17 protein-coding genes and 1 pseudogene are annotated in these 25,772 nt (G+C 44.0%); 8 read left to right on the top strand and 10 right to left on the bottom strand.

Translation table 11 applies throughout. The features are described from left to right. Positions 1-283 precede the first annotated feature (283 nt). From AXE77_RS00205 to AXE77_RS00190, 4 genes are all read left to right on the top strand, one after another. Positions 284-1,741 carry an LCP family protein gene (locus tag AXE77_RS00205; protein WP_116711582.1) on the top strand — a complete coding sequence of 486 codons (1,458 nt, stop codon included), beginning with the start codon at positions 284-286 and terminating at the stop codon, positions 1,739-1,741. Between the two features lie 224 nt (positions 1,742-1,965). Continuing rightward, positions 1,966-3,288 (top strand): LCP family protein, encoded by a 1,323-nt coding sequence (locus AXE77_RS00200; RefSeq protein WP_116711581.1) that lies wholly within the window; start codon positions 1,966-1,968, stop codon positions 3,286-3,288. A 75-nt stretch (positions 3,289-3,363) separates the two neighbouring features. After that, positions 3,364-5,277, top strand: coding sequence for an FtsK/SpoIIIE domain-containing protein (locus AXE77_RS00195; protein WP_116711580.1), 1,914 nt, complete (start codon positions 3,364-3,366; stop codon positions 5,275-5,277). Between the two features lie 120 nt (positions 5,278-5,397). Continuing rightward, positions 5,398-5,670 (top strand): WhiB family transcriptional regulator, encoded by a 273-nt coding sequence (locus tag AXE77_RS00190; protein ID WP_116711579.1) that lies wholly within the window; start codon positions 5,398-5,400, stop codon positions 5,668-5,670. Positions 5,671-5,794: 124 nt separating this feature from the next. Here AXE77_RS00190 and AXE77_RS00185 read toward each other — a convergent pair whose 3' ends face one another. From AXE77_RS00185 to hflX, 3 genes are all read right to left on the bottom strand, one after another. Beyond that, on the bottom strand, positions 5,795-7,279 hold the full coding sequence (locus AXE77_RS00185; protein WP_116711578.1) for a sensor histidine kinase: 1,485 nt from the start codon (positions 7,277-7,279) through the stop codon (positions 5,795-5,797). A 181-nt stretch (positions 7,280-7,460) separates the two neighbouring features. After that, positions 7,461-8,423, bottom strand: a complete 963-nt coding sequence (locus tag AXE77_RS00180; protein ID WP_004107125.1) for an L-lactate dehydrogenase — start codon at positions 8,421-8,423, stop codon at positions 7,461-7,463. 140 nt (positions 8,424-8,563) lie between these two features. After that, positions 8,564-10,102, bottom strand: a complete 1,539-nt coding sequence (gene hflX / locus AXE77_RS00175) for a GTPase HflX (protein WP_240612601.1) — start codon at positions 10,100-10,102, stop codon at positions 8,564-8,566. A gap of 267 nt (positions 10,103-10,369) precedes the next feature. Between hflX and AXE77_RS00170 the strand changes: the two genes are divergently transcribed. Both AXE77_RS00170 and hrpA read left to right on the top strand, forming a co-directional pair. Next, positions 10,370-11,026 carry a class I SAM-dependent methyltransferase gene (locus AXE77_RS00170; RefSeq protein WP_116711577.1) on the top strand — a complete coding sequence of 219 codons (657 nt, stop codon included), beginning with the start codon at positions 10,370-10,372 and terminating at the stop codon, positions 11,024-11,026. Between the two features lie 40 nt (positions 11,027-11,066). Beyond that, positions 11,067-15,173, top strand: a pseudogene (gene hrpA, locus AXE77_RS00165) (ATP-dependent RNA helicase HrpA); the annotation flags it as partial. Between the two features lie 161 nt (positions 15,174-15,334). Here hrpA and AXE77_RS00160 read toward each other — a convergent pair. Next, positions 15,335-16,759, bottom strand: coding sequence for an MFS transporter (locus AXE77_RS00160; protein WP_116711575.1), 1,425 nt, complete (start codon positions 16,757-16,759; stop codon positions 15,335-15,337). Between the two features lie 66 nt (positions 16,760-16,825). Beyond that, positions 16,826-17,782 (bottom strand): nucleoside hydrolase, encoded by a 957-nt coding sequence (locus AXE77_RS00155; protein WP_116712024.1) that lies wholly within the window; start codon positions 17,780-17,782, stop codon positions 16,826-16,828. 343 nt (positions 17,783-18,125) lie between these two features. Here AXE77_RS00155 and AXE77_RS00150 point away from each other — a divergent pair, with 343 nt between their 5' ends. Continuing rightward, positions 18,126-20,402 (top strand): HelD family protein, encoded by a 2,277-nt coding sequence (locus AXE77_RS00150; RefSeq protein WP_116712023.1) that lies wholly within the window; start codon positions 18,126-18,128, stop codon positions 20,400-20,402. 103 nt (positions 20,403-20,505) lie between these two features. On the opposite strand, the gene nrdR is transcribed toward AXE77_RS00150, so the two are convergent. Both nrdR and AXE77_RS06765 read right to left on the bottom strand, forming a co-directional pair. Further along, positions 20,506-20,964 carry a transcriptional regulator NrdR gene (gene nrdR, locus AXE77_RS00145; RefSeq protein ID WP_116712022.1) on the bottom strand — a complete coding sequence of 153 codons (459 nt, stop codon included), beginning with the start codon at positions 20,962-20,964 and terminating at the stop codon, positions 20,506-20,508. A gap of 422 nt (positions 20,965-21,386) precedes the next feature. After that, a complete protein-coding gene (locus AXE77_RS06765) occupies positions 21,387-21,602 on the bottom strand; it encodes a LysM peptidoglycan-binding domain-containing protein (protein WP_240612600.1) in 216 nt (71 codons plus the stop codon). 336 nt (positions 21,603-21,938) lie between these two features. Here AXE77_RS06765 and lexA point away from each other — a divergent pair, with 336 nt between their 5' ends. Continuing rightward, positions 21,939-22,673: a transcriptional repressor LexA gene (lexA, locus tag AXE77_RS00135; RefSeq protein WP_116711573.1), complete on the top strand. Its 735-nt coding sequence runs from the start codon at positions 21,939-21,941 to the stop codon at positions 22,671-22,673. Positions 22,674-22,990: 317 nt separating this feature from the next. Here lexA and AXE77_RS00130 read toward each other — a convergent pair whose 3' ends face one another. From AXE77_RS00130 to AXE77_RS00120, 3 genes are all read right to left on the bottom strand, one after another. Beyond that, positions 22,991-23,470, bottom strand: a complete 480-nt coding sequence (locus AXE77_RS00130) for a GreA/GreB family elongation factor (protein WP_116711572.1) — start codon at positions 23,468-23,470, stop codon at positions 22,991-22,993. An 85-nt stretch (positions 23,471-23,555) separates the two neighbouring features. Then, a complete protein-coding gene (locus AXE77_RS00125) occupies positions 23,556-23,963 on the bottom strand; it encodes an FKBP-type peptidyl-prolyl cis-trans isomerase (RefSeq protein ID WP_116711571.1) in 408 nt (135 codons plus the stop codon). A 259-nt stretch (positions 23,964-24,222) separates the two neighbouring features. Further along, entirely contained in the window at positions 24,223-25,716 is a 1,494-nt protein-coding gene (locus tag AXE77_RS00120; RefSeq protein ID WP_116711570.1) for an L-serine ammonia-lyase, read from the bottom strand. Positions 25,717-25,772 lie beyond the last annotated feature (56 nt).

The raw sequence follows: 25,772 nt of genomic DNA, 5'->3' as shown, positions 1-25,772 counted from the left end.
GGGTAGGTATCCGCCGCAACGCGACACTACATTACGCAATCACATACTTACATACTTCCACAGATATTTAATCAAAATGCGCATATTGTCTTATAAAAAACGTAGAAAACTTGAGAAAACACGCCTATTTTTTAGTAAATCTTAAATAACGCGTTAAATTTCAACGCAATGGGCTACACTGATACCTTATGTGTGTTCTTTTGGATACTCATCACTATTTCAACAGAACACAATTACCATTACGGCAAACCTAGGGGTTTCTCCTACTGTGAAAGAAGGTACCATGGTAACTTCACGGTATCCTGAAGGCCTGCGGTACCGATCGAATGATGATTGGAAATCCAATACTCCGCAGCACAGCCTTGGCTATCGAGTAACTAATCGTGCTCGCACAGCATTTTGTATGATTATTATTGCTGTACTCACCTTCATTACCACTATTATGGCAGCCGTATGGATAGACTTTTCTTCTACAGTAAGCAACCGTGTGGTGAATGTTATTGCGCAAGACAAACAGGCAGCACAGACCATCGATGTCAACGCAGGGAAACCAGTGACGTTCCTAGTATTAGGACAAGATTCGCGAGATGGAAACAACCGAAGTTTCACAAATGACGACGAAGTCGGAGATCACCAGTCCGATACTACTATGGTTGTGCAAATTAGTGCTGATCGCACCTATATAAATATTGTTTCCATCCCTCGAGATTCCATGGTTAATGCTCCAGCATGTGAAACTTCTAAAGGTCATATTCCCGCACGCCGTCACGTTATGTTTAATTCGATTTTTGCTAACGGTTACGCTCAAGGCGGAGATTTAGCCTCAGCAGCATCTTGCTCAATGAAAGCAGTAAATGCACTGACCGGCCTCAATATTCAACATTTTATTGTTACCGATTTTAGTGGTTTGAGCAATATGATTGACGCTATAGGCGGCGTATCCTTGTGTATTCCTACCGATACTCGCGATCTTTATACAGGAGTTAACTTCAAGCAGGGCATGCAGCACCTTGACGGAAGAATGGCTACCCAGTACGCGCGCATGCGTCATGACAGCGCCAGCGACGGTTCGGATATTATGCGCACTACGCGGCAACAATACTTAATTAAACAACTTGTGCATCAAGCATTGTCTAAAAATTTGTTTACGCAAACCGGCGAACTTTACCAACTTGCTAAGTCTGCTTTAGGAGCGCTCAATATTAGCGAAGGAATGGCAAATCCTAGCACGCTTGTTGGTTTAGCTTTGAGTATGCGAAAAATTGACACTTCACATATTTATGCTCGCACTATCCCAGTTATTCCTGATCCTTACGATCCAAATCGAGTTATTTGGTCCGACGAAGCAGACAATATTTGGGAACGAATGCGAGAAAATAAGCCGTTATCGCTCAATCATCAAGCGGTACAGAGCAACAACAAAAAGAAGTCTAAGAAATCTGCTCATACTCGCACCAAAGACACTGATAACAAGAAAAACGATAGTATCAACAGCACTGACGACGATATCAGCGAAAACGACAGGCTGAATGATGTCTCAACAAGTGCTTCTACCTCCGGAACCATTAATCCAAAAACCGGTTTAATACGCGATTCTCAGGGGCAACTTATCGACCCTAATACTGGCGGTATTGTTAATCCTAAGAATGGTACTATTCACAATCCGGAAACTGGACAATATGTTGGTATTGCCGATAAGTATATGAACAATGTATTATGTGCTGTTCCTCACAAAAAGTAACTATGCACACAATGGCAGCAAACAAATTGAAAACAACTGACAACAACTGGCGTACGTAGCGCTGTGAGTAAACTAATTTGTTCACAGTAAAGCACTACTTAAATGGTTGTAAGTAGTTGTAGATAGTCAGTAAATGTTAGCTGCCGTAATACATTGAGAGTATGATTAGGTCGTTGCTAGCGGCAAGTAACAGAATTATCAATTACTAACACATGGGAGGATGGATGAATTCGCAACAGTATGGGGAATCATCTGAAGATAACGTAACGCCACCAATCTTCACTCCCTCGCATACTAGCAATACTGATTCGAACTCAACTCCTCCAAGTTTCATACCTCAACGCTCCAACACTGCCAAACAACATCGTTCTGCTGAACAGTCTGCACCATCATTTGCACCTCAGCAACGACCTTCTCAAAACGCTAGAGTACATAACAGCACATCATCCTACGCCTCAAGGCCTGCAACATACCTGCCATCTCACCAACCTGCTGCGCAACCAACACCGTTGAGAAAAGTGCGACAATACATCCCCGACCGCGCCATCACCTCGTCAGCGGCAACTGCACCCGCTGTAGCCAATGCACTCTTGCCACGAAAAAAACATCGTTTACTCCATGCTTTCCTGGCACTTGTTGCGATGTTTGCAATTGGTTGCGTTGGATTGGGAGCATACTCGTGGCACTGGGTAGATTCACACATGAACCGAACATCATGGCTCACCAACACTCCTAATACGCAAGGCACATCGTGGCTTATTTTAGGTTCAGATCAACGCGAAGGTGAAGAAGCTAAAGAAATAACCGGTTTTAGAACTGACACCATCCTCGTGCTCACACGACCAAGCAATGGGAATAGTTCACTCATATCTATTCCACGAGATTCTCTGGTTACGATTAATGGCGAACACATGAAAATCAATAGCGTAGCACAAACAGCAGGGAATAAAACGCTTACTTCCGTAGTCGAACGCATTACCGGTCATCGCATTGATCATGTTGCTGAAGTTCGCTTTGCTGGACTTACTAACGTAGTAAACGCTTTGGATGGAATTGACTTGTGCTATAACCGCACAGTATCGGATAGATTTAGTGGCTTAAATTGGACAGCAGGATGTCATCATGTCGATGGCAATACGGCACTTGCTTTCTCACGTATGCGCTACGCCGATCCACAGTCTGATTTTGGCCGCGCGGCACGTCAGCGCATGGTTATTGCAGCAATAATGAAAAAAGCTCTGGATAAAAGTACACTTACGAATTTTGGCAAAGTGAAAAAACTTGCTGAGACAGGGCTTTCTTCTGTACAATTCGACGAGAAATCTAATCCTGGCACACTGTGGAATATGGCTCAAGCTTTTAAAGAAGCAACGGGTCCTAAAGGAATTTCCGGAACAGTATATTGGACTAATCCAGATTATCAGCTTCCGGATGTTGGCTCGTCAGTATTGCTCGACGACGCTAAAAATCTTGAACTCTTTAACGAGCTTGCAACAGGCTCACACGCACCTGGAGCCGTTGGAACCCTTGCTGACATGCAGCAATAACGTGCTCACTTAGCTTTTATCCACATAGCGCCCCAAAACTTGCTCAGTGCTGATTGACTTCGCCATTATAAGAGTATGCGAAAGAAATCACACGACTCTATGGACACAGTAAAAGTACTGCTGTATGCACAAATGGCAGCAAGCATTGTGCCTATTTTTGCACACATTGCACTACTCATAATGGCTTGGATGCAACATAATTGGATGATGCTTGCCATGATTGTGCCCAGTATCATGATGTATGCTGCAAGTTTAATTCCTCAGATACTGCAATATATTACTCAGCAGCAACAAGAAAATTATGCTCACCATCTGCATAAAGAGCATGAATCTAACCGTATTGTCACGAACACTAACAGCAAAAACTCGCATATAGAAAACCTGCCAGATACGCTTACGCCAGCAAGTTTAGAAACACTACTTATGCAACGAACTACCGCTGCTCAATCCAAGCCACCTTGGAGAGAGGTATTACGCGCGTGGCTAGCAAACGAAAACACAACGCGCCCATCCTCCAAGGAACATCTTAGCGCACCACTTGGCATTAATTCGCACGGATACTGTTGCATAGACCTTGTGGATAATGGCCCGCATGCCTTAGTAGCAGGAACGACTGGATCCGGTAAATCCGTACTATTAACAACCTGGTGCCTGGCATTAGCATTTCGCTACTCTCCACAACAGTTGCGATTCGTTTTCATGGATTTTAAAGGAGGCGCTACTTTTGATACGCTTGCTGATTTGCCTCATACTATGGGGAACGTCGGAGACTTAAATTTGCGACATGCAGTAAGAGCTTTACGCGGGCTTGAATTGGAATTAGACCGGCGCGAGCGCTTAGTTGCAAATCAGAGATGCCATACCATTGCTCAAGTTACGCCTCAAGAACCATCGCTGCTCATTGTAATAGACGAATTTCACGCTTTAAAGGATCAGCTTCCCGACTACATGTCTCGTCTTATTCGTATCGCGTCGGTTGGGCGTTCTCTAGGAATGCATATTATTGCAGGCACACAAAATCCCCTTGGACAAGTAAGTGCCGATATGAAAGCTAATATTGCCATCAATATTTGTTTACGCGTACGCGACAGCCTACAATCCCAAGAATTATTGGGAACTTCACACGCAGCAAACATTAGTCCAAACACTCCTGGTAGCGCCTATTACAATCTTGGAGAAGGCGTGGAAGCATTGCGCTGCGCAAGAAGTCGCAATCCTCAACTGCTAGTTGCCGCAATACAATTAGCTAGCAAATTCTTGCATTATCAGCATGCTCCACTACTATTTAGTGCTCCACTGCCTTCTCTAATATTCCCCAACCAAATTCAGCAATATTGTACGGAAAATTACGAAAGCTATACAAATTACGAAAGCTATGAACGTAACGTTCAGCCCAAGGAAATTGAGAAAAATCCACACTTTATCAACTCACAAAAAACGCAAACTCAGCTAAAACCTGTGGTTATTGGATTACAAGATACGGGTATTCGACTACTTCCCGCAGCCCTTCCACTTCACTTAGGAAACGTAGCTATTATTGGTGGCCGCCTACAAGGAAAGAGTAACGTTATACGCATACTAGCGCATAAACTCGAGCTTCCAGTCTATTGCGCAACCGAACTCAGCGCAAACGATACGTATATTATTCAGGATGATCACACTCCACTTATTCTTGACGATGTCGACGAATTATTAGAACCATTGAGCACCCAACCTCAGGCTATTGCATTACAAGAAAGACTCACTCGTTCAAGCGCACCCGTAATCATGAGTATGGCAACATCGAGACACCTACGACTTCCAGAACAAGCTCCGGTTCGTATTATTTTCCCCACCGGCGATATTGGTACTGACGCCATGCTAGGAGTGCCTAATTCATTATCTAAAACTTTTGACACGCACGATTATCAACTTCCTGGAAGATGTGTCATGATTACTCCTGGAGAGGCGATAGTAACGCAAATATCACTGTGCGAATACACAAAATAGTAAAATTTTGGAACAAAGCTGCAAAATACCTTGAAAAAACTGTTTTTTCATGCTTTCCTTACATTCAGGGAACTTTCTCAAACTCAGCAATATGAGTTAAAGAAATGAGGTTAGTGATTCATGAGCAATTCTCTGTATTGGCGAACAACGGCCGCTTGCCGAGATAAAGATCCTGAACTGTTCTTTCCTTTGGGTAATGCTGGTACTGCAGTTCAGCAACTTGAGGAAGCAAAAGCAGTATGTCGCTCATGCAATGTTTCGGATGAATGTCTGAAATGCGCGTTGGAAACAAATCAAGATTATGGTGTTTGGGGCGGACTGAGCGAGGACGAGAGGAGATCGCTTAAACGAAGGGTTATGCGAGCGCGCAGAAGTCAAGACGCAACTTTGTAGGCAACACTGTAACAATACTTACGTAAACAATAAACAGACAAAACATAATGCGTTATGATGCAGCACTACATCATAACGCATTACTTGTTTTCAACATGCCACGATACTCAATAGTAACGCATTACTATTCGATACCCGACACCCTCAACTTAATGTCAAGCACTACCCTAGTTCCTCCATCCCGACGAGGCATCCAACGCACAGTGCCACCAAAATCGTTAGTAACAAAAGTATTAATAAGCTGCGTTCCAAGACCAGACCCAGAAGACTTCGCCATCCCATGCGATGCTTCACTATCAATACCATCGCCATCGTCTTCAACAACAATATTGAGATTGTCTCCTCCACGGCCAACAGTAATACGAATATGGCCTTCTTCTCGACCCTCAAAACCATGCTCAACCGCATTAGTAACTAATTCAGTTAATACCAACGACAATGGCGTGGCATCCTGGGCAGCTAACCTACCAAATTTACCAATAAAATCAATATCAATATTCTGATTCTGCGACGCCAACTCAATAGACATTTTCAGCAAGCTAGAAATAACTTTATCAAAATCAACGATTTCATCAGCAGTCTGGCTCAAACCCTCGTGCACTAACGCAATGGTTTGCACACGCCTCTGAGCTTCTTCCAACTCTTTACGAACTTCAACAGATTTCGTTTTGCGAGCTTGTAAACGAAGCAATGCAGAAACGGCCTGCAAATTATTTTTCACCCTATGATGAATCTCGGAAATAGTAGCGTTCTTTGTACGCAACTCCTGCTCGCGACGCAACACTTCCGTTACGTCACGACACAAAACCACAGCGCCAATACGATTATTTGGACCCCACAACGGCAACGAGCGCATAGAAACAATCGAACGATTAGCCTCAAGCTCACAATCGACATCAGCCTTACCAGTTAGCACCAATGGCAAACTTTCAGGAACCGTATCGTTAGTGTGAAGCAAACGCGTACCAAACTCGCTTAAATACTCGCCTTGCATAGTATCTAGCCCACCTAAGCGACGAAAACAACTAATCGCGTTAGGAGAAGCATAACGAACAACACCATCCGCCTCAAGCACAATAAAACCATCCGAAACACGAGCGTTATGGCGCTGGTTAAGAACAGAATCTCGGTATGGGAACTGCTCGCGTGGAATCATATCAAACAATGTTTTACCAGCGTTAATACTTTCCATTTCGTAACGGCCGTTGGATTCGCGAGTTGCCAAATTTGTTTCTCGCATAACTAAACCAAGCGTTTTACCACGGTGGCGAACCGGCGCATACACGTAGCAAACCGTAGCCCTACCAATAGAACGCAACGTTGAAGAATGGAAACTTGTTTCAGATTTCATAGCTTCATTAAGTTCAGGAACAAGCGAATCATCTAACTTTTTACCGAGCAAATCGTCCGTGCGCAAAGTAATAGCGGTTGACGGACGGCACTGCTCAGCAACAACGTAATCGCCGTCACCGTTTTGAATAACAAGAAGTAAGTCAGCAAAACTAAGGTCCGCAATAACTTGCCAATCCGCCACTAAATGATGCAGCCATTCACGATCACTATCGTTAAAGTCGGGACGAGTTGCAAGTATGTGAGAAAAATCAGCCATAGGTACATCATATATCGAACACAAACGAAAATATTAAGAGGTATGTTGTGCTCAATAATACGAAATTCTAAGAGTATCAAACTTAGCAATACAAAAGCCGTTTCCTCACAATTAAGCGAAGAAACGGCTCAATACTTTAGCAACTTTAGTAATTTATAAAAAGAAATTACTTAGTTATAAATTAGAAACCAAACTTAGCAGCAGTTTCGCGCAAAGTTTCAGCAGAACGCTTCAATGCAGCCAATTCGCGATCGGAAACTGGAGTATTGAGGCGAGAGTTTACACCATTGCGATTGAGCAAAGTTGGTACAGACATGCACACGTCAGAAATGCCGTGGAAGTCATCAAGCAAAGAAGATACTGGAAGAATGCGGTTGGTATCGCGAAGCACAGCCTCAACAATATCCACACCAGACATAGCAATAGCGTAGTTGGTAGCACCCTTACCGTTAATAATCTTGTAAGCAGCGTTCACAACTTCCTGGTGAATCTCTTCGCGCTTAGCGGCATCCAATGGCTCGTGGCCTGGAAGAGCGTTCCAATCGCACATTGGGACGCCACCGATGGTTGCAGAAGCCCACAGAGGAACTTCGGAATCGCCGTGCTCGCCAGCAATGTAAGCGTGAACGTTCTTAACGTTGACGCCAGTGTGCTGAGCGATAAGGAAGCGAAGACGCGCAGAATCAAGGTTGGTACCAGAACCAAACATTTGGTTTGCTGGAAGACCGGAAAGCTTCATAGAAACGTGGGTTACAACGTCGACAGGGTTGGTAATCAACATGTAAATAGCGTTAGGAGCAACCTTCACCACGTTTGGAATGATGGACTTCATAATATTGATGGTTGCGCCTGCAAGCTCCAAACGAGTTTGTCCTGGCTTCTGGCGAGCGCCAGCGGTAATAACAACCATATCCGCGTCACGGCAAATCTCGACGTCATCAGAACCGGCGATAGAAACTGCAGGATAGAAGCTAGAACCATGCTGCATATCCAAAACTTCAGCCTCAACACGTTCCTTAGCAATATCTTCAAGCACAATCTCGCGAGCAACACCACGCTGCGCAGCAGCGAAAGCGAGCGTCGAACCTACTGCACCAGCACCAATAATTGCAAGCTTCGTTGGCTTAACCTGCGAACTCACCATGAGTAAAAACCTCTTTTCAACAACCTATAACACCCTTACCGGCACAAAAATGCACCAATTACAAAAGCAAGGGCTGCTCTCACATTAAGAGCCTGTTGGTATGAACACTTTTACTCTAATCGCACCTACGGAATTTATTCTCACAGCGCAATTCGCATAAGTTTCGAAGCCAATGAAGCACCTACTCGCGCCACAAGTTCCACACCAGCATCAACGTATTCTACTTTTTCTACAATCCCGTTTTCGCGCACTCTAGCAAGCAAATCACCCGCGCTATAAGGCAATACTACTTCTACCCGAACGTTAGGAGATGGCAATAATGATTCCAAACGATTACGCAACTCTTGCACATGCTCACCGCTCGCCGCAGAAACAACAATTGCATCCGGATAAAGCCCTGTAAAACGTTCTCGCACAGCCTCACTCATCATATCCGCTTTATTCAATGCCATAAGCTGAGGAATATCTTCCACACCATCAATATTGGCAAGCACCTCATTTACTGCGTCAATTTGCGCAATCGGATCAGGATGAGAACCATCAACGACGTGCAAAATCACATCCGCTTGACCAACCTCTTCCAACGTCGATTTAAAAGCTTCCACCAACTGCGTCGGTAATCTACGAACAAAACCAACAGTATCCACTAAAGTATAGTTTCTACCATCTCGTGTTTGAGCGCGACGAACAGCAGTGTCAAGCGTTGCAAATAATGCGTTTTCAACTAATTCTTGAGAACCAGTTAGACGGTTAATAAGTGAAGATTTTCCAGCATTCGTATAACCAACTACAGCTACCGTTGGGATATCTTGACGACGACGTGAACCTCGTTTCACATCGCGAGCAGGCGCCATGTGAGCAATATCACGTCGCAATTTGGCAATGCGATTTCGAATAGCGCGACGATCCATCTCAATTTTTGTTTCACCAGGACCGCGAGAACCAATGCCCGCATCGCCTGCTGCACGGCCACCAGCCTGCCTAGAGAGAGCCGCACCCCAACCGCGCAAACGTGGAAGCATATATTGTAGTTGAGCCAACTCAACTTGAGCTTTACCTTCACGACTCGTCGCATGTTGAGCAAAAATATCTAAAATTACTGCAGTACGATCAACAACCTTAACTTTAGTAGCATCTTCTAAAGCTCTACGCTGGCTAGGCGGCAAATCGTCATCAACAATAATCGTATCAGCATCGTTTTGCGCAACTACTGCCGCAAGCTCACGCGCTTTACCTGAACCTACGTAAGTTGCTGCATCCGGCCTATAGCGTTGCTGAAGCATGCCATCACACACCACAGCGCCAGCAGTTTGCGCTAAAGCTGCAAGCTCCCTAAGCGACTCCTCAGCTTGAGCCAGCGTCGTACGAGCGCTCGACCATACACCTACTAAAACAACGCGTTCAAGACGAAGCTTTCTATACTCAACTTCGGTTACATCTTGCAACTCACCAAGACCTGCAACACGCTTTAGAGCGTTTCTTGACTCACGCTCTTGCCAAGCCTCATCGTGCTGTTCACTAACTGAAGTTGCATCAAGAAGCACATCAGAATGACCGGAAAGCACACCCGCGTGTCCAGAAAATGCAGTATCACCAGCAGCATAATAATCGTCAGGAAGGCTTGAATTATCCGCAACTGGCATATCGCCGCTTTCAGCAGTGCCCTTATTTTCTACCATACGTACCCTCCTCTATTCGATTGTGCTCAATGGTGACTCAACTATAGTCATACTAGCTAGCGTTTTACAACGTTTGTTTTATTATGGAAAGTTGAGAAGACAATACGGAAGACGGTATATAGATACGATACGGAAGAAATACGGAAGACGATACGGAAGAAATACAAAATAACGAAACGATAGCGCAAAAGTGCCATCGTTTAACACAAGGTTTAACCACAAAGTTAAACACACAAAGTTTACACAAGCAATATTTTGAGCAAGGTTATGAGCAAGCAGCAATCAAAACAGCCACAAGTTGGTGGAGAACAGTATTTTTCGGCTACGCCATCGTCGAACGACGAACGACACACTTTGCACGTAACATTGCGCGGCCACGACGTTACTATGCAAGTTTCTCGCGGAGTATTTAGCGCATCACAACTTGATTTAGGAACTTCCGTTCTTCTTAAACATGCTCCTCAGCCTCCTGAAAGCGGCAAACTACTTGATATCGGCTGCGGATGGGGTCCTATTACTGTAGCTCTTGGTTTAGAATCGCCCAATGCAGAAATTTTTGCTGTAGACGTCAACGAAAGAGCTTTAGAACTTACTAAACTCAACGCCCAAGCTGCAGGATTACAGCATGTCCATGCAGCGCTAGCAGACGATGCACTTAATGCGGATTCTTCGCCACAGTTTGACAACTTTGACGTAATATGGTCAAATCCTCCGATTCGCGTTGGGAAAGAAGTATTGCACAATATTTTGCTTACTTGGTTGCCACGATTGCGAGTTGGTGGCGCAGCGTATTTAGTAGTACAAAAAAATCTTGGATCAGACTCACTTATTACTTGGCTTGCTGAAAATCTCGACGAAACATATAGCGTAGAAAAATACGCTAGTTCCAAAGGATATCGAATTATAGAAGTATTAAGAAAATAAAAAATAGCAAGCTAGTTACAGGAAATTAAAAAAAAATCAGAAAAGAATAAAATATACTATGAAATTCGACTACCCTGCTGAACTTCCTATTTGTGCCGCTCATGATGAAATAATCGAAGCAATAAAATCTTCGCAAGTAGTCATTATTTCCGGACAAACTGGCTCCGGCAAAACTACACAAATTCCAAAAATGGCGTTGGAACTTGGCAGAGGCGGACGAGGAAAACAAATAGTACACACGCAGCCTCGACGCTTGGCTGCACGCACTGTTGCCGAACGTATCGCTAGCGAAATGGCAGTAACACTTGGGGAAGAAATCGGTTATCAAGTACGATTTACCGACGAAAGCTCCCCTAAAACAAAACTTCGTATTGTTACCGACGGTATTTTACTTGCACAAATTCAAAGAGACCCACTGCTTACTCGTTACGACACAATTATTATTGACGAAGCACACGAGCGAAGTCTCAATATCGACTTCTTGCTTGGCTACGTAACTACGCTACTTCCGCAACGTCGTGATTTGAAGCTCATAATTACCTCTGCAACTATTGATTCCGCAAAATTTAAGGAACATTTTGAAGAGGCATTGCACATCACAGTCCCTGTTATTGAAGTTTCTGGACGCACTTACCCCGTACGAGTGCTTTACGAGCCACTAGGATCCGCGCCCTCTCTAATGCGACACGTACCGGGATTTGCAGACATTACAATGGACGAGGAAACCGTTGCAGAAACCCAGTCTAACGAACGCGAACGCGACGATATTGCTGACGAAGATATGACTTCTGCAGTCACTCGCGCATGCGCACAATTGGTAATTCATTCCAGCCACGAGCACGGCGCGCGCGATATTATGGTTTTTGCTTCCGGCGAACGCGATATTCGCGAATTTGAAGCAGGTTTACGCTCATATTTTGGTGCGCGAGCGAATGATATGAAACGGTCAGACGCTATTGAAATCGTACCGCTTTTTGCGCGCCTTTCCGCTAAAGACCAGCATCGCGTTTTTGAATCGCATACTCACCAGCGCATTGTTATTGCCACAAACGTTGCAGAAACTTCGCTTACTGTGCCTGGTATTCGATATGTTGTTGATCCTGGTTTTGCAAGAATTTCCAGATATTCTAAATCTGCGAAAGTGCAGAGGCTCCCAATAGAACCGATTTCTCAAGCGAGCGCAGATCAACGATCCGGACGTTGCGGACGAATCGCAGACGGCATTGCTATTAGACTTTACTCTCGCGAAGATTACGAAACGCGTCCTCGTTTTACCGATCCGGAAATTTTGCGCACTTCTCTTGGATCCGTAGTGCTTCACATGCTTGCAGTAGGAGTTGCAAAAACCGGTGAAGATATTACGAATTTTGGCTTTATTGATCCTCCAGACATAAAAGCAGTAAGCGACGGTTTTAACGAACTTACTGAACTGGGCGCAATTAGTAGGAAATCCGGATCAATTACGCTCACCCATATTGGCCGCGAACTTGCGAAATTGCCTCTCGATATTCGCTTAGGCCGCATGATTATTGAAGCCGCTAAGCGCACTACGCCGAATACTTTAGCTGCAGTGCTAGTAGTAGTTGCATTTTTGAGTTTGCAAGATCCTCGCGAACGACCTGAAGAACAACGCGAAGAGGCGGATAGAATCCACAATAGATACTCTGACGAAACTAGCGATTTTCTTACCGCTTTGAATATGTGGGATCGACTTTTTCAAGCCGATGGCGATATGAGCAATAATGCACTTCGCAAGATTTGTAAAGCAGAATTTCTTCACTTTTTGCATATTAAACAATGGAAAGATTTAGTCAACCAGTTACGTGACTTATGCAAAGAATTGCATTATAAAGTTGGCGATTCCGTTCCAAGCAAAAGACCTTCTTTGGAAATTCGTCAACTTCCTAACAACCAGCAGGCTGCTCACAGCTTGTGCTGCTCCTGGGATTCCCAAGGAATACACACATCAATGCTTGCAGGCTTACTTTCGATGATGGGCATGCAAATCGTACGCGAACCAAAAGCTTCGGATTTTGCAGGATTAAGCGGAACGGCAAAAATAAGGGCGATGAAACGCGCTCAAAAAATGTCACATAATAACTATCAAGGCGCTCGTGGCACTCGCTTTGCCATCTTCCCTGCTTCTTCTGTTGCTAAAACTACACCTTCTTGGGTGATTTGCACGCAGTTAGTTGAAACTTCTAGACTGTGGGCTCGCTATTGTGCTCAGATCGACCCTGCTTGGGCTGAACAGCTTGCGAAAAACCTTACGAGAACTACCTATTGCGACGCGCATTGGAGTGCTTCAAAAGGCGCTGCAGTTGCTAAATCTCAAGTGTTACTTTACGGGCTGCCTATTGTTAAAGATCGTCTCGTGCAATGGTCTCGTATTAATCCATACGAAGCTAGAATGTTGATGATTCGGCAAGGACTAATTGAAGGCGAAATTCAGCAACGTTTCCCACACGACAATTTTATTGCAGCTAACCGAAACGTGCTTGACGACGCAGATAATCAAGCTAATCGCACGCGTCAAATAAGCGAAACGGTTAACGATGAAGATTTATTTACTTTCTACGATACGAAACTACCGCAAGAAGTCACCACTGTTGCAACGCTGGCACAATGGTGGAAAGATAATCGCGCAGATGACCCGCACAAACTCGACTTTAATCCAGAAGAAGTCGAACGTTTGCAAACTACGCAAAGCAATGATTTAGCGGATTATCCAGACCATTGGAATACGGTCGCTACTGACGGCCAGCCTCTGCATTTGCGTTTAAGTTACGTTTATGATCCTCATAACCCGTTAGATGGTGTAACAGTGCACGTACCTCTGTATATGCTTTCTCGCTTAACGCCTGAAGAATTTACGTGGAATGTTCCAGGCTTACTTGATGAGCTTATTATCGGCATGATTAAGTCATTGCCTAAAACACTACGAGTACAGTTCGTGCCAGCGCCGGATACTGCTCAAAAAATTCGCTCATGGATTGACGAACACTACGATACGCTTCCGGGAGTTGCCGATACTGAAGTAGACGGAGAGAATACTGCATGGACAGACTTCCGCGAAGTATTTACAAAAGCAGCTATTGAAGTAATTGGCGCGCAGATTCATCCGGAAGTATTTAACGACGAACAGATGAGCAGACTTTCGCCATACCTGCGCGTAACGTTCAGCGTTGAAGAACGAAAAATCGTAGTGAACCACAATAAGAACAACGTCCGCAACAAGTTAAATCATGTAAAACCTACCGTACTTGGTACCGATAAATCGTTACTTGCGTTGCAGCAACGTTTTGCTAAAGAAGCGCAAGATTCAGCACGTGCTGTAATTAATCGTAAAGCAAATAAAGCCGCTCAAGCTGGAAACGTTGTGCAAAGAGCTGATTTGCTTCATAAGTCCGGAGCTACTAATCTTTCACGTTCGCAAATGGTGTGGCAGGGTGCACTCAAGATGCTGTATATGGACGATAAACGTATCACTTCGCGATGGCTTGGTTCAGAAGCTCTTATGCTTACTGCCGCCCCATACTCAACCTCCACAGCGCTCGCAGAAGATTTACAAATGGCTGCAGTGAAACGACTGATACCAAATCCTGAAAGAATTACGGATGATTCTTTGCTGCAGGAAGCTGTAGCTAATGTGTCGCAAATTTATGAGGACACTGTTTATAGCCTTGCGCATGACGTTATTGCTATCGTAAAACGTCAAGCGGAGTTGAGCAAAGTAGTTTCTGGTAAAGCTGATTTGCCACTATTGTCGGTGCTACAGTCAATTCGCGAGCATGCCTCAAGCTTGGTTTATGAAGGATTTATTGCGCAAACGCCAGCTGATTCGCTACCCCGCATCGAAAAATATTTGCATGCTGATTTAATCCGCCTTACTAAAGCTAGATCGGATAAAGATCGCGATGTTCGTTGGGCTTGGGAAGCTGAAGAAGCTCATAAGATTGTTGAAAAGGCGCTGGAAAAAGCCAGCAAACTACCTGCGGGCCCGTCTCATGATGAAGCACAGGAACGCGCTGAAAAGTTGCGATGGATGTGCGAAGAATTTTATGTGTCACTATGGGCTCAAGAACTTGGAACTGCTTACCCAATTAGCGTACAGCGCATGCGAAAATTAGATGCAAAAAGTAACTAAACAAAGAGGCGGCCACACAATTTTTTGCGTAACCGCCTCTTTATTTTCTCTTATTTGACACAAAGTAACGAACCGACTACTTGTCAAATAGCGTTACTTGTGTTGTTACTTGTGTTGTTTTGTGTTGTTACTTATACAACAACACATTATTTTCTGCAAATTTATTCTTCAGTAAGTTCCTTCTTTTCGGAAATAAAGCAGCTGCGAACCAAGTAAACAACTAAACCAATGATGGCTACTGCAGCACCCATCATAAGCAAATTGGAATAACCTGCCGCCTGTCCACTAAGACCGTTGAAGGAGAATCCTTTGAATAAATCTCCTCCAAAGAAACCGCTGAAAATAGAAATACCAATAGAAGCGGTAACGTTCATAATCAAATCGTTCATACCACAGCCACGACCAGATTCTTCAACTGGAAGAGCAGAAAGTACCGTTGAAACGATTGGCGAGTACATCAAACCGCATCCTGCATAGTAGATGCAAGCGCAAATAGTAAGCGACATAAAATCAGTGTTGATAAGCAAAGCTGCACCAACCCAGCCAACAATCATCAAGAATGCTGCTGTAATAATACCGGCTTTGCGACCAATATGGCTAATAATCGTACCGGAGAATACACCAAAGACTGCAGCGCACACGAACGCCCACACAAGATAGGACGAAACCTGATTAGTGGTCATGTGATACAAAGCTCCACCAATAACATTGTAGATAGGAGGCATGCAGTAGTTTGTGAAATAGAAGATGAAAATCAATACGATGCCGGAAAGCCAACGCTTATTCTTAAAGAATGCAGGAGTTACGAACGGGTTCTTTGCCTTCATAATGTAGAAAGCGAACAAAACGAAAAGCACAATGGAACCAAGCAACAATCCCCAGGCCTTGTAGGAGAAGAACAGCGTAAGAAGTGTTACGGCAATACCGAATACGGTGAAGCCGAGCTTATCTATCTTTCCACCAATACCATTCTTTGTAGGCAAGCACTTAACAAGCACAGGCAAGAACACGATGGTGATAGCAGGAATCAAGAACAGGTACTGCCAAGCGATAGAACTTAAAATACCTGCGGCAAACACACCGATAGATGCCGAAAGCTGGTAGGCAGCCGTAAAGAGACCGAAGAAGATAACCTTCAAATCATTGCGCAAATACTTAGTTGCAATAACTAAGAAAGATGAACCTGCTACCTGTTCACCCGCAGTTTGCAGAATACGAGCAACAATAACAGTCCACAAGTTTGGAGTGAAATAGAAGTTGGCAATAAATCCAAATAATGAACCAACAAATAACGTTACCAAACCGATGGTTATAAGCCTGCGAAGCGACACGAAGTCGCCAAGCGAACCATAAATAAAGCACACAATGCCAAGCACAATAATCGGAAGACTGGTAATAAGTGAGGCTTGTTCAGGAGCACCAACGGCGGCACCAATCTGATTAAAAACTAGGTTAAAGCCTTGCAAGCACAATGTGCCGAGAATGAATGTGACAAGCAGCAAAATTAGCGAATAAATCGCTACTTTATCACGAGTTTTGGGATCCTCATATGGGTCCACTGCTAGAGATGTTGCATTTTCAGTCATAATAATCCAATCAATTGAATTAATTTATTTATAATTTATTTTCTATTTTGAAAATTTTGGTGACTTTTAGCCGGCAATTTTTGCCAAACCTGAAATACGAGTCATGAATTCACTCAAGAAACGCTTCACATCTACACCAACAGCCACCTGCATAGTCTTAACTGGATCGTTCAAACGAGTGACATCACCGATGGTACGTCCGCGCGTTGGACCTTCCACATCCACTTGCATGTTAATAGGCAACGTAGTGACCAACGTTGGATCAACAGCAACTGCAACGGCCAACGGATCATGCAAACCACAACCGCCAAGGTGAGGAGCAGTAGTCTCATAAGCCTTAATGTAGAAGTCTGTCATATCAGCCAAGAATTTACCGGCTTTAGTGCCAAGATCGCGCCATTGCTGGGTTTCTTTGTATGTGAGCAATGTTTGCAATGTAACGTCCAAACCAATCATTGTCACTGGGGCACCTGAACGGAAAAGCTCATTAGCAGCATCTGGATCTTGAGAAATATTTGCCTCAGTCCACGCATTCACGTTGCCATGAATTGTAAGTGCGCCACCCATAAGCACAATCTTACCGATTTCATCCTTAATTTCCGGAGCTTTCTTCAACGCTGCAGCAATGTTGGTCATAGGACCAGTTGGAACATAAATGAGATCCTTGCCGTAGGTTTTTACAGCATCAATGATGAAATCGACAGCAGTCTCAGATTCAGCTTCACGCTTTGAATCTGGAATTACCACATCACCAATACCATTATCGCCATGAATGAACGCGGAGATTGGCAATACTTCAAACGAATCTTTAGTGCTTGCGTGAGGAAGGCCACGGTACACTTTTACTTCCGGGTGTCCAAACAACTCAGTGATGGCGAGCGCATTACGGACGCCCTGTTCCATAAGAACATTGCCATAGGTTCCTGTGATACCTATAAGCTCAACCTCTGGACTGCCTAATGCGTAGGAAATCGCTAATGTATCGTCAACACCTGTGTCCAAATCAAGAATAAGTTTCTTCATCATGAACTACCTTTCTGTATTGTGAGCTTACCGTCGTCAACAGCGACGACCACAGCTATTTATAATTACTGCTTAGCAGCAAACGCAGAAGATCACGACCTCATCGTTTAATGCCATACATCGTAGAAATTGTATCTCGTTATAATTCAAAATCAACACTTATAAACATAAGTTTATAACCTCTTTCACAAATTTTAATAGCCACTATAATTACACAATCAATGATTGACTGATGCCCAGCAAACACTCATTCCATGCAACACGAAATACTCGCGTGTATTACCCCCGCGATATACTTAAATGCCTTATTTTGGCAACGGTACTTTACGAAGAATGGATGCGTATGTCTACCTATTCCTCACAACTTAGCGAAGAACAGCAGGCTGTGGACCGCGCTTACGGTCGTCTTGATGACTTGCGTACCACTATTCGTACGCGTTTAGATGCTGTGAGAGCGGCTGGATCACATGGTTCTCCTACTCAGCGAACAGAACGCGACTCTTTTGCAACCATGTACGAGGATCGTCTTACGCAATTACGTGCTGTCGAAGACCGTCTTGTTTTTGGAAGACTCGATAATACTGAAGGCACTCGCCGCTACATTGGGCGTATTGGCTTGTTGAGTGAAAACCACGATCCTATTCTCACTGATTGGCGTGCAGAGGCAGCTCGACCTTTTTATGAGGCAACTCCTTCGCATCATGGCGATATTGTTATGCGCCGTCATATTACCCTCCGTTTCCGCGATGTTGTCGGCATTGAAGATGAGATTCTTGATATTCACTCTGAGGAAGTAGGAAAAGCATCTCAACAGGGTACTCTTACTGGCGAAGGTGCTTTACTTGCTTCTTTGGGATCTCGTCGTACTGGAAAAATGACTGATATTGTGGCCACTATTCAGGCTGAGCAGGATCGCATTATTCGAGCACCGCTTGACCACACGATTGTGGTACAAGGTGGACCTGGAACAGGAAAAACTGCTGTAGCCTTACATCGTGCTGCCTACTTGTTGTATACGCATCGCCGAAAGCTTGAACGCTCCGGTGTGCTTATTGTTGGACCAAGTTCGGCATTTTTACGTTATATTGATCAAGTGCTTCCTTCCTTGGGCGAAACGGGAGTGGTGAGTCGTACTATTGCTGATTTAATTCCAGACGTTCACGCTACCTCTGAGGATTCCGCTTATGTGGCAAAACTCAAGGGAATGTATCGCATGCACACTGTTATTGCACATGCGATTTCAGGACGTATTCGAGTACCTAAGAATCTTCCAACATTACATATTGGAGGATTCAGTATTCCTCTTCTTAAAGAGGACATTCAGATTGCGCAGTCTGATGCTCAACGTACACATCAGCCACACAATCAAGCTCGCAATACTTTTGTAAAAACTGTACTGAGTATCTTAAAAAATCGTTACTTGCAGCAGCTCGATTACAATCCTGACCAAGCTGAATTAAACGACATAACTTCGCAGCTTCGTTTAGATGATAAACTTCGCATTACGCTTAATCTTGCTTGGCTTCCTATGACTGGCGAATGGCTTATTGATCAGCTGTTCTCTAAGCCGGATCAGTTGCGAACTTATGCTCCTTGGCTCAGCGAAGACGACATCGCAGCTCTCGTAAGACCAAAGGGCAGTCCTCTTACACGTTCGGATATACCTCTACTCGATGAAGCTATGGAGCTGCTTGGCCCAGATCCAAAACTCGACGCGCAACGAGCAGCGGCACGAGCTAAGAAACTTGAGGAACAACAGTTTGCTTCTGATACTCTTGCGCAAGCTGGTATCGGTAATGGCATAGTGACGGCAGATATGCTCCTCGATAACTTGCAGGGTGATGATGCTGGATTGCTCGCTCGCAAAGCTGCATCTGACCGAGAGTGGACATATGGTCACGTAGTTGTCGATGAGGCTCAGGAACTTACCGCTATGGATTGGCGTATGCTCATGCGTCGTTGTCCTTCACGTTCTTTTACTATCGTCGGTGACGTTGCACAAACTTCTGCTTTAGGTGGTACTCACCGTTGGCAGAAAAATATGAATACTCTATTTGGCGAGCCAAATTGGGATCTTTACGAACTGACGATTAATTATCGTAATCCTCGAGAAGTCTCCGAAGCTGCAAGCAAGGTTGCCACAGATTCAGGATTATATATTTCTACAGTTAATGCGGTGCGATCGGTGCCTGGATCTTTGGTAACAAAAATTGTAGAATCTGACGAAAATCTTGATACTGAGCTTGCTCAATCGTGCATAACCTTGTTCCAAAAGTTTGTTTCCGATGATGGTAGTGGTCGTATAGTGGTTATCGCTCCTTGTGAAATGATTAAACACACGCAAGACGTGGTGAATAATGCGTTGCGCAATTCGTTACCGGAACATATGATACGTCGTCTCGATGAGCAAAACGAGGACGATAAACAATGCAGTGTTTGTACAGCGGAAGATGTGAAAGGGTTGGAATACGACGCAGTAATCGTATTACAGCCTTCGCAGATTGAACAGGAAGCAGCATCGAGACTTGCTGCAGCAGCTAATCTTTATGTTGCTATGACACGTCCAACACAACAATTGTTTATTATCCGCACTTCCGACGACGCGAATTTTGAACAGTAGGTTTTTGATAACAGTATCAAAACCGTTAAAGCTGCGGCGTCCTTTCAATAACAATTGAAAGGACGCCGCAAATCAGAAAGTTCAATGTCACAATAATTTTGATTTATTGTTCTTCTGATTTGCTTCGCTTTAAATCTTCAATTGCATGCTCAAAATCTTCTAGTCCTGCGAAGTTCTGATATACGCTTGCAAAACGAAGATATGCAACCTCATCTAGTTCGCGAAGTGGCTTAAGAATAGCCTTACCAACTTCTTCAGATGTTACTTGAGCTAATCCTCGTGCGCGTAAATCTGCTTCTACCCTCATGCCTATAGTTTTTAGTGCTTCAGCATCAATAGGACGTCCTTGACAGGCTTTACTTACACCAGCTACTACCTTTGCACGATCGAAAGGTTCAACAGATCCCGAACGTTTCATAACTAGCAACTGGGTTGTTTCTACGGTAGTAAAGCGATTCCCGCACACCTGGCATTCACGCCTACGACGAATAGAATAACCATCTTCACTAATGCGCGTATCTATAACCTTAGTATCAGGATTTTTACAAAAAGGACAATGCATATAACCCAGCATACTAAAGATTCCGGAAATACGACATAATAAATTTACTTTATTCTAATAATTCAGAATATTATACGAACTTCTGCTCTTTACACAAAATACTCTACTGTAATACGTCATGATTCACCACATCATTTTCACTAACAGATAATGCAAATGCGATTAATATCACTGTCTTCAATATCATCACATTGTATATGACCTAGTAAATCATCAACAAACAATGGTGACTGTCAGACTCAAGACACTGATTACAAGCAATATAGTAGAAGCTATCTGGATAGGTGTAAATTTCATACATGCTATCACATTCATGTATTACTTCTTTTTCAACAGATTTTTGCTCATACAATGACATGAAATATGTATTAACAATATTTGTCCTTCTCATATTTCCCCCATACCTTATACTGCCCAATGAATTATTGAACATTTATAACCGGAACATTAATAGACTGTCCAATTTGCAAATCTTCAGATGAAAGATGGTTTAATGCCACTAACTTATCAACGCTATCTGAAACATTACCGTTTTTAGGCGTGATTGATGTGGCATAATTCCACAGAGTATCCCCTGGACGAACAGTATATGTTACGAACTTTTCAGGAATTGCAGATACTGCGGTTCTCGGTATCATAAGTGTGTACAGTACAAACGCAGCTGTAAATAATACAAAAATGCAAAATAGCACAGTAGCACGTCTACTTTTAGACACAACACGTCGACTACGCGTTGTTGCGCGAGACGTCTGACGATGCACATTGATCCTCGTACGATAACTGTTTTGTAACAACACGTTCATTGCTGTCCTTCCTTCCATTCTCGATCCAGTAAACAAATCTAGTGAACATTTGTTCTATCGAACAGATGTATTAATCATGGCACATCTGTTCGACAGTTGCAACGGCGTGTCGAACAGATGTTTGATTTTTTGAAAAATTGCGCTAAAATAAAAATTATGGAAAGGAGCACCATGAATAACGAGCACACTGATAGCAGCAATGACAGCAATAATGTTGTTAGAAATGACACCTCGTCACTTACTGAACGACAACGCAACATTATTGACGCTATTCAAAACAGCCTTGCCATTCATGGTTTTCCGCCATCATTCCGTGAAATAGGCGAAGCTGTTGGTTTACGCAGTCCTTCGTCAGTAAAACATCAGTTACGAGCGCTTGAAGAAAAAGGGATTCTACGGATAAGTGCAAACAAGGGACGCGCTATTGAAATCATTAATGACACTGTTCCTGTTGCCAAAAACGCAAGCAATACTTCTCAGCACTATTCGCAAGCGGTGGACGTTAGTCTTTATGAAACTGATGCTGTAATAAATTCACATGATGTTCCTTTAGTAGGTCGAATTGCAGCGGGTACACCTATTACAGCAGAACAACATATAGAAGATGTCATGCGATTGCCAGAGCGTCTTACAGGTACCGGTAACTTGTTTATGCTCGAAGTTCATGGAGATTCAATGATTGACGCAGCAATCTGCGATGGCGATTATGTTGTAGTCCGAGAACAACACGAAGCAATAAACGGAGATATTGTTGCAGCATTACTTGATAACGAGGCTACAGTAAAAACATTCCGTAACGATAACGGCCATGTGTGGCTCATTCCTCACAATCCCGCATACTCTCCTATCGACGGATCACATGCAACTATTATGGGGAAAGTTGTTACCGTGTTACGCAAGCTATAATTCGAGTCAGCATTTAATCAAACGTCTAATTTAGCACGGTTTAAGCACCACTCAAACCAAAAGATAACCCAACCGGCGTTATACAACCAACACTACCCAACCAACACCACCCAGCCAACACACTATATAAATACCTTATAAATCAAAACCTGCAACAAACACCATTAATAAACTTACATTCAACCCCAATCCACCCCCCCCCCCAAAAAAAAGATTCTCCCCGTTCGTTTTACAAATCAACAAACGGGGAGAAAATCTTATCACCGCATACGACGCAAAATTCAATTACACATCGCACTCAGCTGCAACAAATCGAACTAAGCAAGCGGATGAGAATCCTTGATAGTTACTGAAATCTCACGACCATTAGGAGCCGCATAGCTCACCGTATCACCGGCGTGCGCACCCATAATAGCCGCACCAATTGGAGACTCCGGACTAATAACATCATACTCAGTAGCTACCGCAATATCGCGAGAACCAAGTACATACGTCATTTCACGTCCAGCAAGCTCTACTGTGACCAAGGAACCATTACCGACAGTGCCAGCTTTTGGAGCTTCAAGAATCTTAGCGTTACGCAATTTCACAATGAGTTCGTTAATGCGACCCTCATTCTTACCTTGCTCCTCACGGGCTGCCTGATAACCACCGTTTTCAGACAAATCACCTTCAGCACGAGCCGCAGCAATACGTTCCGTAATTTCTTCGCGATACTCACCTTCGCGATGCTCTAGCTCTTCCTTCAGCTTGTCATACGCTTCCTGCGTAAGCAGAATAGTTTTTTCTTCAGCCATTGCTACCTCCTTATCTAACAATCTCCATGAATTAAAGTCTTTGCACGTGGATCGCGGATAACTTCAAACCACGCGCATACCTCATTCAGCGAGTTGCAATAATATCAACAACAAATACTAAAGTATCTCCACCGCCAATACCAGCTTGTGGTACCCCGCGAGAACCATAACCATACTCAGGCGGAATCGAAATAAGTAAGCGCGAACCGACATTGTGACCCGGAACCGTGCGATCCCAGCCCTGAATTACCTGGCCAACACCAATACCAAAGCTAGCTGGCGTATGGCGCGCAAAACTTGAATCAAATGGCTTTTCAGCACCCCAAACCACACCATGGTAGTTTACGGTAACCGTATCGCCAGCACGAACAACTGGACCATTGCCCTCTACTAATTCGACAACCTTAAGCCCAGCCGGCGGCTCAGACGCTGGGAACGTCACCGTTGGCGTAGTGCCAAATTCTGCAATCACCTCTGGCATATCCTGTGCCATACTGCCTCCTTTACAAACTTCACAGAACATAATCCGAAATAGTATAACATCTGCGTAGCTGACTTGCACAGTCCTCTAGCATTACTAAACGAGCGTTTATTACACAGAACACATCAGACAACATGCTCGCAACAACGCTTCTTAGATTAACACTTCTTAGATTAACCTGTCCTAGATTACCACTGAATCGTTACGTATGTACATGCAATATTCACATTGTGTATAACTTAGCAAAAATTAACTACACAACCTCAGCAAATTAGCATTCAACAACGTTCACAGCCAAGCCACCCTTTGATGTTTCGCGATACTTTGACATCATGTCATGACCAGTTTCTTTCATAGTTTTAATTGCCTGATCAAGACTTACCATATGCGAACCATCCCCAAGCATTGCCATGCGGACAGCGTTAATCGCAGTATTTGCAGCCATAGCGTTACGCTCAATGCACGGGATTTGTACCAAGCCACCCACAGGATCGCAAGTCAATCCCAAGTGATGTTCGATACCAATTTCTGCCGCATTTTCAACCTGTTCCGGTGTTCCACCCAATACTTCGCACAATCCAGCTGCAGCCATCGAACAGGCGGACCCAACTTCACCTTGGCAACCAACTTCCGCACCGGAAATCGAAGCATTGCGCTTGAACAAGTAACCAACAGCACCTGCAGCAAGCAAAAATCGTACAATACCATCCTCACTAGCAGCATCAACAAAACGCCAATAGTATTGCAAAACCGCGGGAATAATACCAGCAGAACCATTTGTAGGAGCCGTAACAATACGCCCGCCGCCAGCATTCTCCTCACTCACTGCGAGCGCAAAAAGATTTACCCACGCAGAGTCGGAACTTTCCAAAGCGGTGTCAGCGCGACGACGATTATTACGAAGCATATCCGAATTTGCAGCTAAACGCTCATACATACGAGGCGCACGACGAGGCACATCAAGTCCGCCTGGAAGAATCGGTTGCTTTGAATTGCAGCCATTTTCCACACATTTACTCATCACATCCCACACGTGCAGTAAATAGTTGCGCACGTAATCTGCGTCACCTTCGTGCAGCGCCAACTCGTTTTGCCACACGATATCGCTGATTGACATATGCTTTTCTCGACAAATATTTATAAGTTCGTCACAAGAAGTGAAAGGATACGGTACGGTAGTATCTTTGGTTTGATTCGAAAAGTCTGCCGATTTTTCGTTATTACTTTCGTTATTACTTTCGTTATTACTTTCGTTATTATCGTTTTCTGATTGCTCAGTCACCCGCTCGTGCAATCCCACCATAGCGTCATCAGCACGACCTTGACGAATAAATCCGCCGCCAATTGAGTACCATACTTGCTCGTCTACCGTATTTCCAGCATCATCCGTCGCCACAAAACGCATACCGTTTGGATGAACTACCATGCGCTTCCACTTTTCAAAAATTACGTCTGTATCGTAATCAAAAGCAATAGTATGGTCCCCTGCAAGCGTTAACGTACCAGCTTTTTTACACTCTTCTCGAATAGTAAGCATATGCTCAGTGTCCACATTGTCCGGAAGATTGCCCTCGAGACCAGCCACACACGCACGATCTGTACCATGACCAAGCCCAGTTAGCGACAATGAACCATAAAGCGTCACTTTTACATGCGCAACGTTTTTAAGATTCCCACTTTTTTTAAGCGATGTAACGAACGCACAAGCTGCACGCATAGGGCCTACAGTATGCGAAGAACTTGGACCAACTCCAACTGAAAACATTTCTAAAATACTGAACACGTATCTATTGTAAGCATGTGTTAACGCTCTTCAACACG

Origin of the sequence: Gardnerella massiliensis (genome assembly GCF_003408845.1) — a bacterium.
Taxonomy (GTDB): Bacteria; Actinomycetota; Actinomycetes; order Actinomycetales; family Bifidobacteriaceae; genus Bifidobacterium; species Bifidobacterium vaginale_H.
The sequence above is the reverse complement of the archived record's forward strand: the minus strand, read 5'-3'. Positions and strand labels throughout refer to the sequence as shown.

Coding starts and splice junctions, on each gene's coding strand:
- AXE77_RS00185 (WP_116711578.1), bottom strand. CDS start 7,279: ATGGCTGATTTTTCTCACATACTTGCAACTCGTCCCGACTTTAACGAT.
- AXE77_RS00125 (WP_116711571.1), bottom strand. CDS start 23,963: ATGGCACAGGATATGCCAGAGGTGATTGCAGAATTTGGCACTACGCCA.
- AXE77_RS06765 (WP_240612600.1), bottom strand. CDS start 21,602: ATGATACCGAGAACCGCAGTATCTGCAATTCCTGAAAAGTTCGTAACA.
- AXE77_RS00205 (WP_116711582.1), top strand. CDS start 284: ATGGTAACTTCACGGTATCCTGAAGGCCTGCGGTACCGATCGAATGAT.
- AXE77_RS00195 (WP_116711580.1), top strand. CDS start 3,364: ATGCGAAAGAAATCACACGACTCTATGGACACAGTAAAAGTACTGCTG.
- AXE77_RS00190 (WP_116711579.1), top strand. CDS start 5,398: ATGAGCAATTCTCTGTATTGGCGAACAACGGCCGCTTGCCGAGATAAA.
- hflX (WP_240612601.1), bottom strand. CDS start 10,102: ATGGTAGAAAATAAGGGCACTGCTGAAAGCGGCGATATGCCAGTTGCG.
- nrdR (WP_116712022.1), bottom strand. CDS start 20,964: ATGCATTGTCCTTTTTGTAAAAATCCTGATACTAAGGTTATAGATACG.
- AXE77_RS00160 (WP_116711575.1), bottom strand. CDS start 16,759: ATGACTGAAAATGCAACATCTCTAGCAGTGGACCCATATGAGGATCCC.
- lexA (WP_116711573.1), top strand. CDS start 21,939: ATGAATAACGAGCACACTGATAGCAGCAATGACAGCAATAATGTTGTT.
- AXE77_RS00150 (WP_116712023.1), top strand. CDS start 18,126: ATGTCTACCTATTCCTCACAACTTAGCGAAGAACAGCAGGCTGTGGAC.
- AXE77_RS00180 (WP_004107125.1), bottom strand. CDS start 8,423: ATGGTGAGTTCGCAGGTTAAGCCAACGAAGCTTGCAATTATTGGTGCT.
- AXE77_RS00120 (WP_116711570.1), bottom strand. CDS start 25,716: ATGTTTTCAGTTGGAGTTGGTCCAAGTTCTTCGCATACTGTAGGCCCT.
- AXE77_RS00130 (WP_116711572.1), bottom strand. CDS start 23,470: ATGGCTGAAGAAAAAACTATTCTGCTTACGCAGGAAGCGTATGACAAG.
- AXE77_RS00200 (WP_116711581.1), top strand. CDS start 1,966: ATGAATTCGCAACAGTATGGGGAATCATCTGAAGATAACGTAACGCCA.
- AXE77_RS00155 (WP_116712024.1), bottom strand. CDS start 17,782: ATGAAGAAACTTATTCTTGATTTGGACACAGGTGTTGACGATACATTA.
- AXE77_RS00170 (WP_116711577.1), top strand. CDS start 10,370: ATGAGCAAGCAGCAATCAAAACAGCCACAAGTTGGTGGAGAACAGTAT.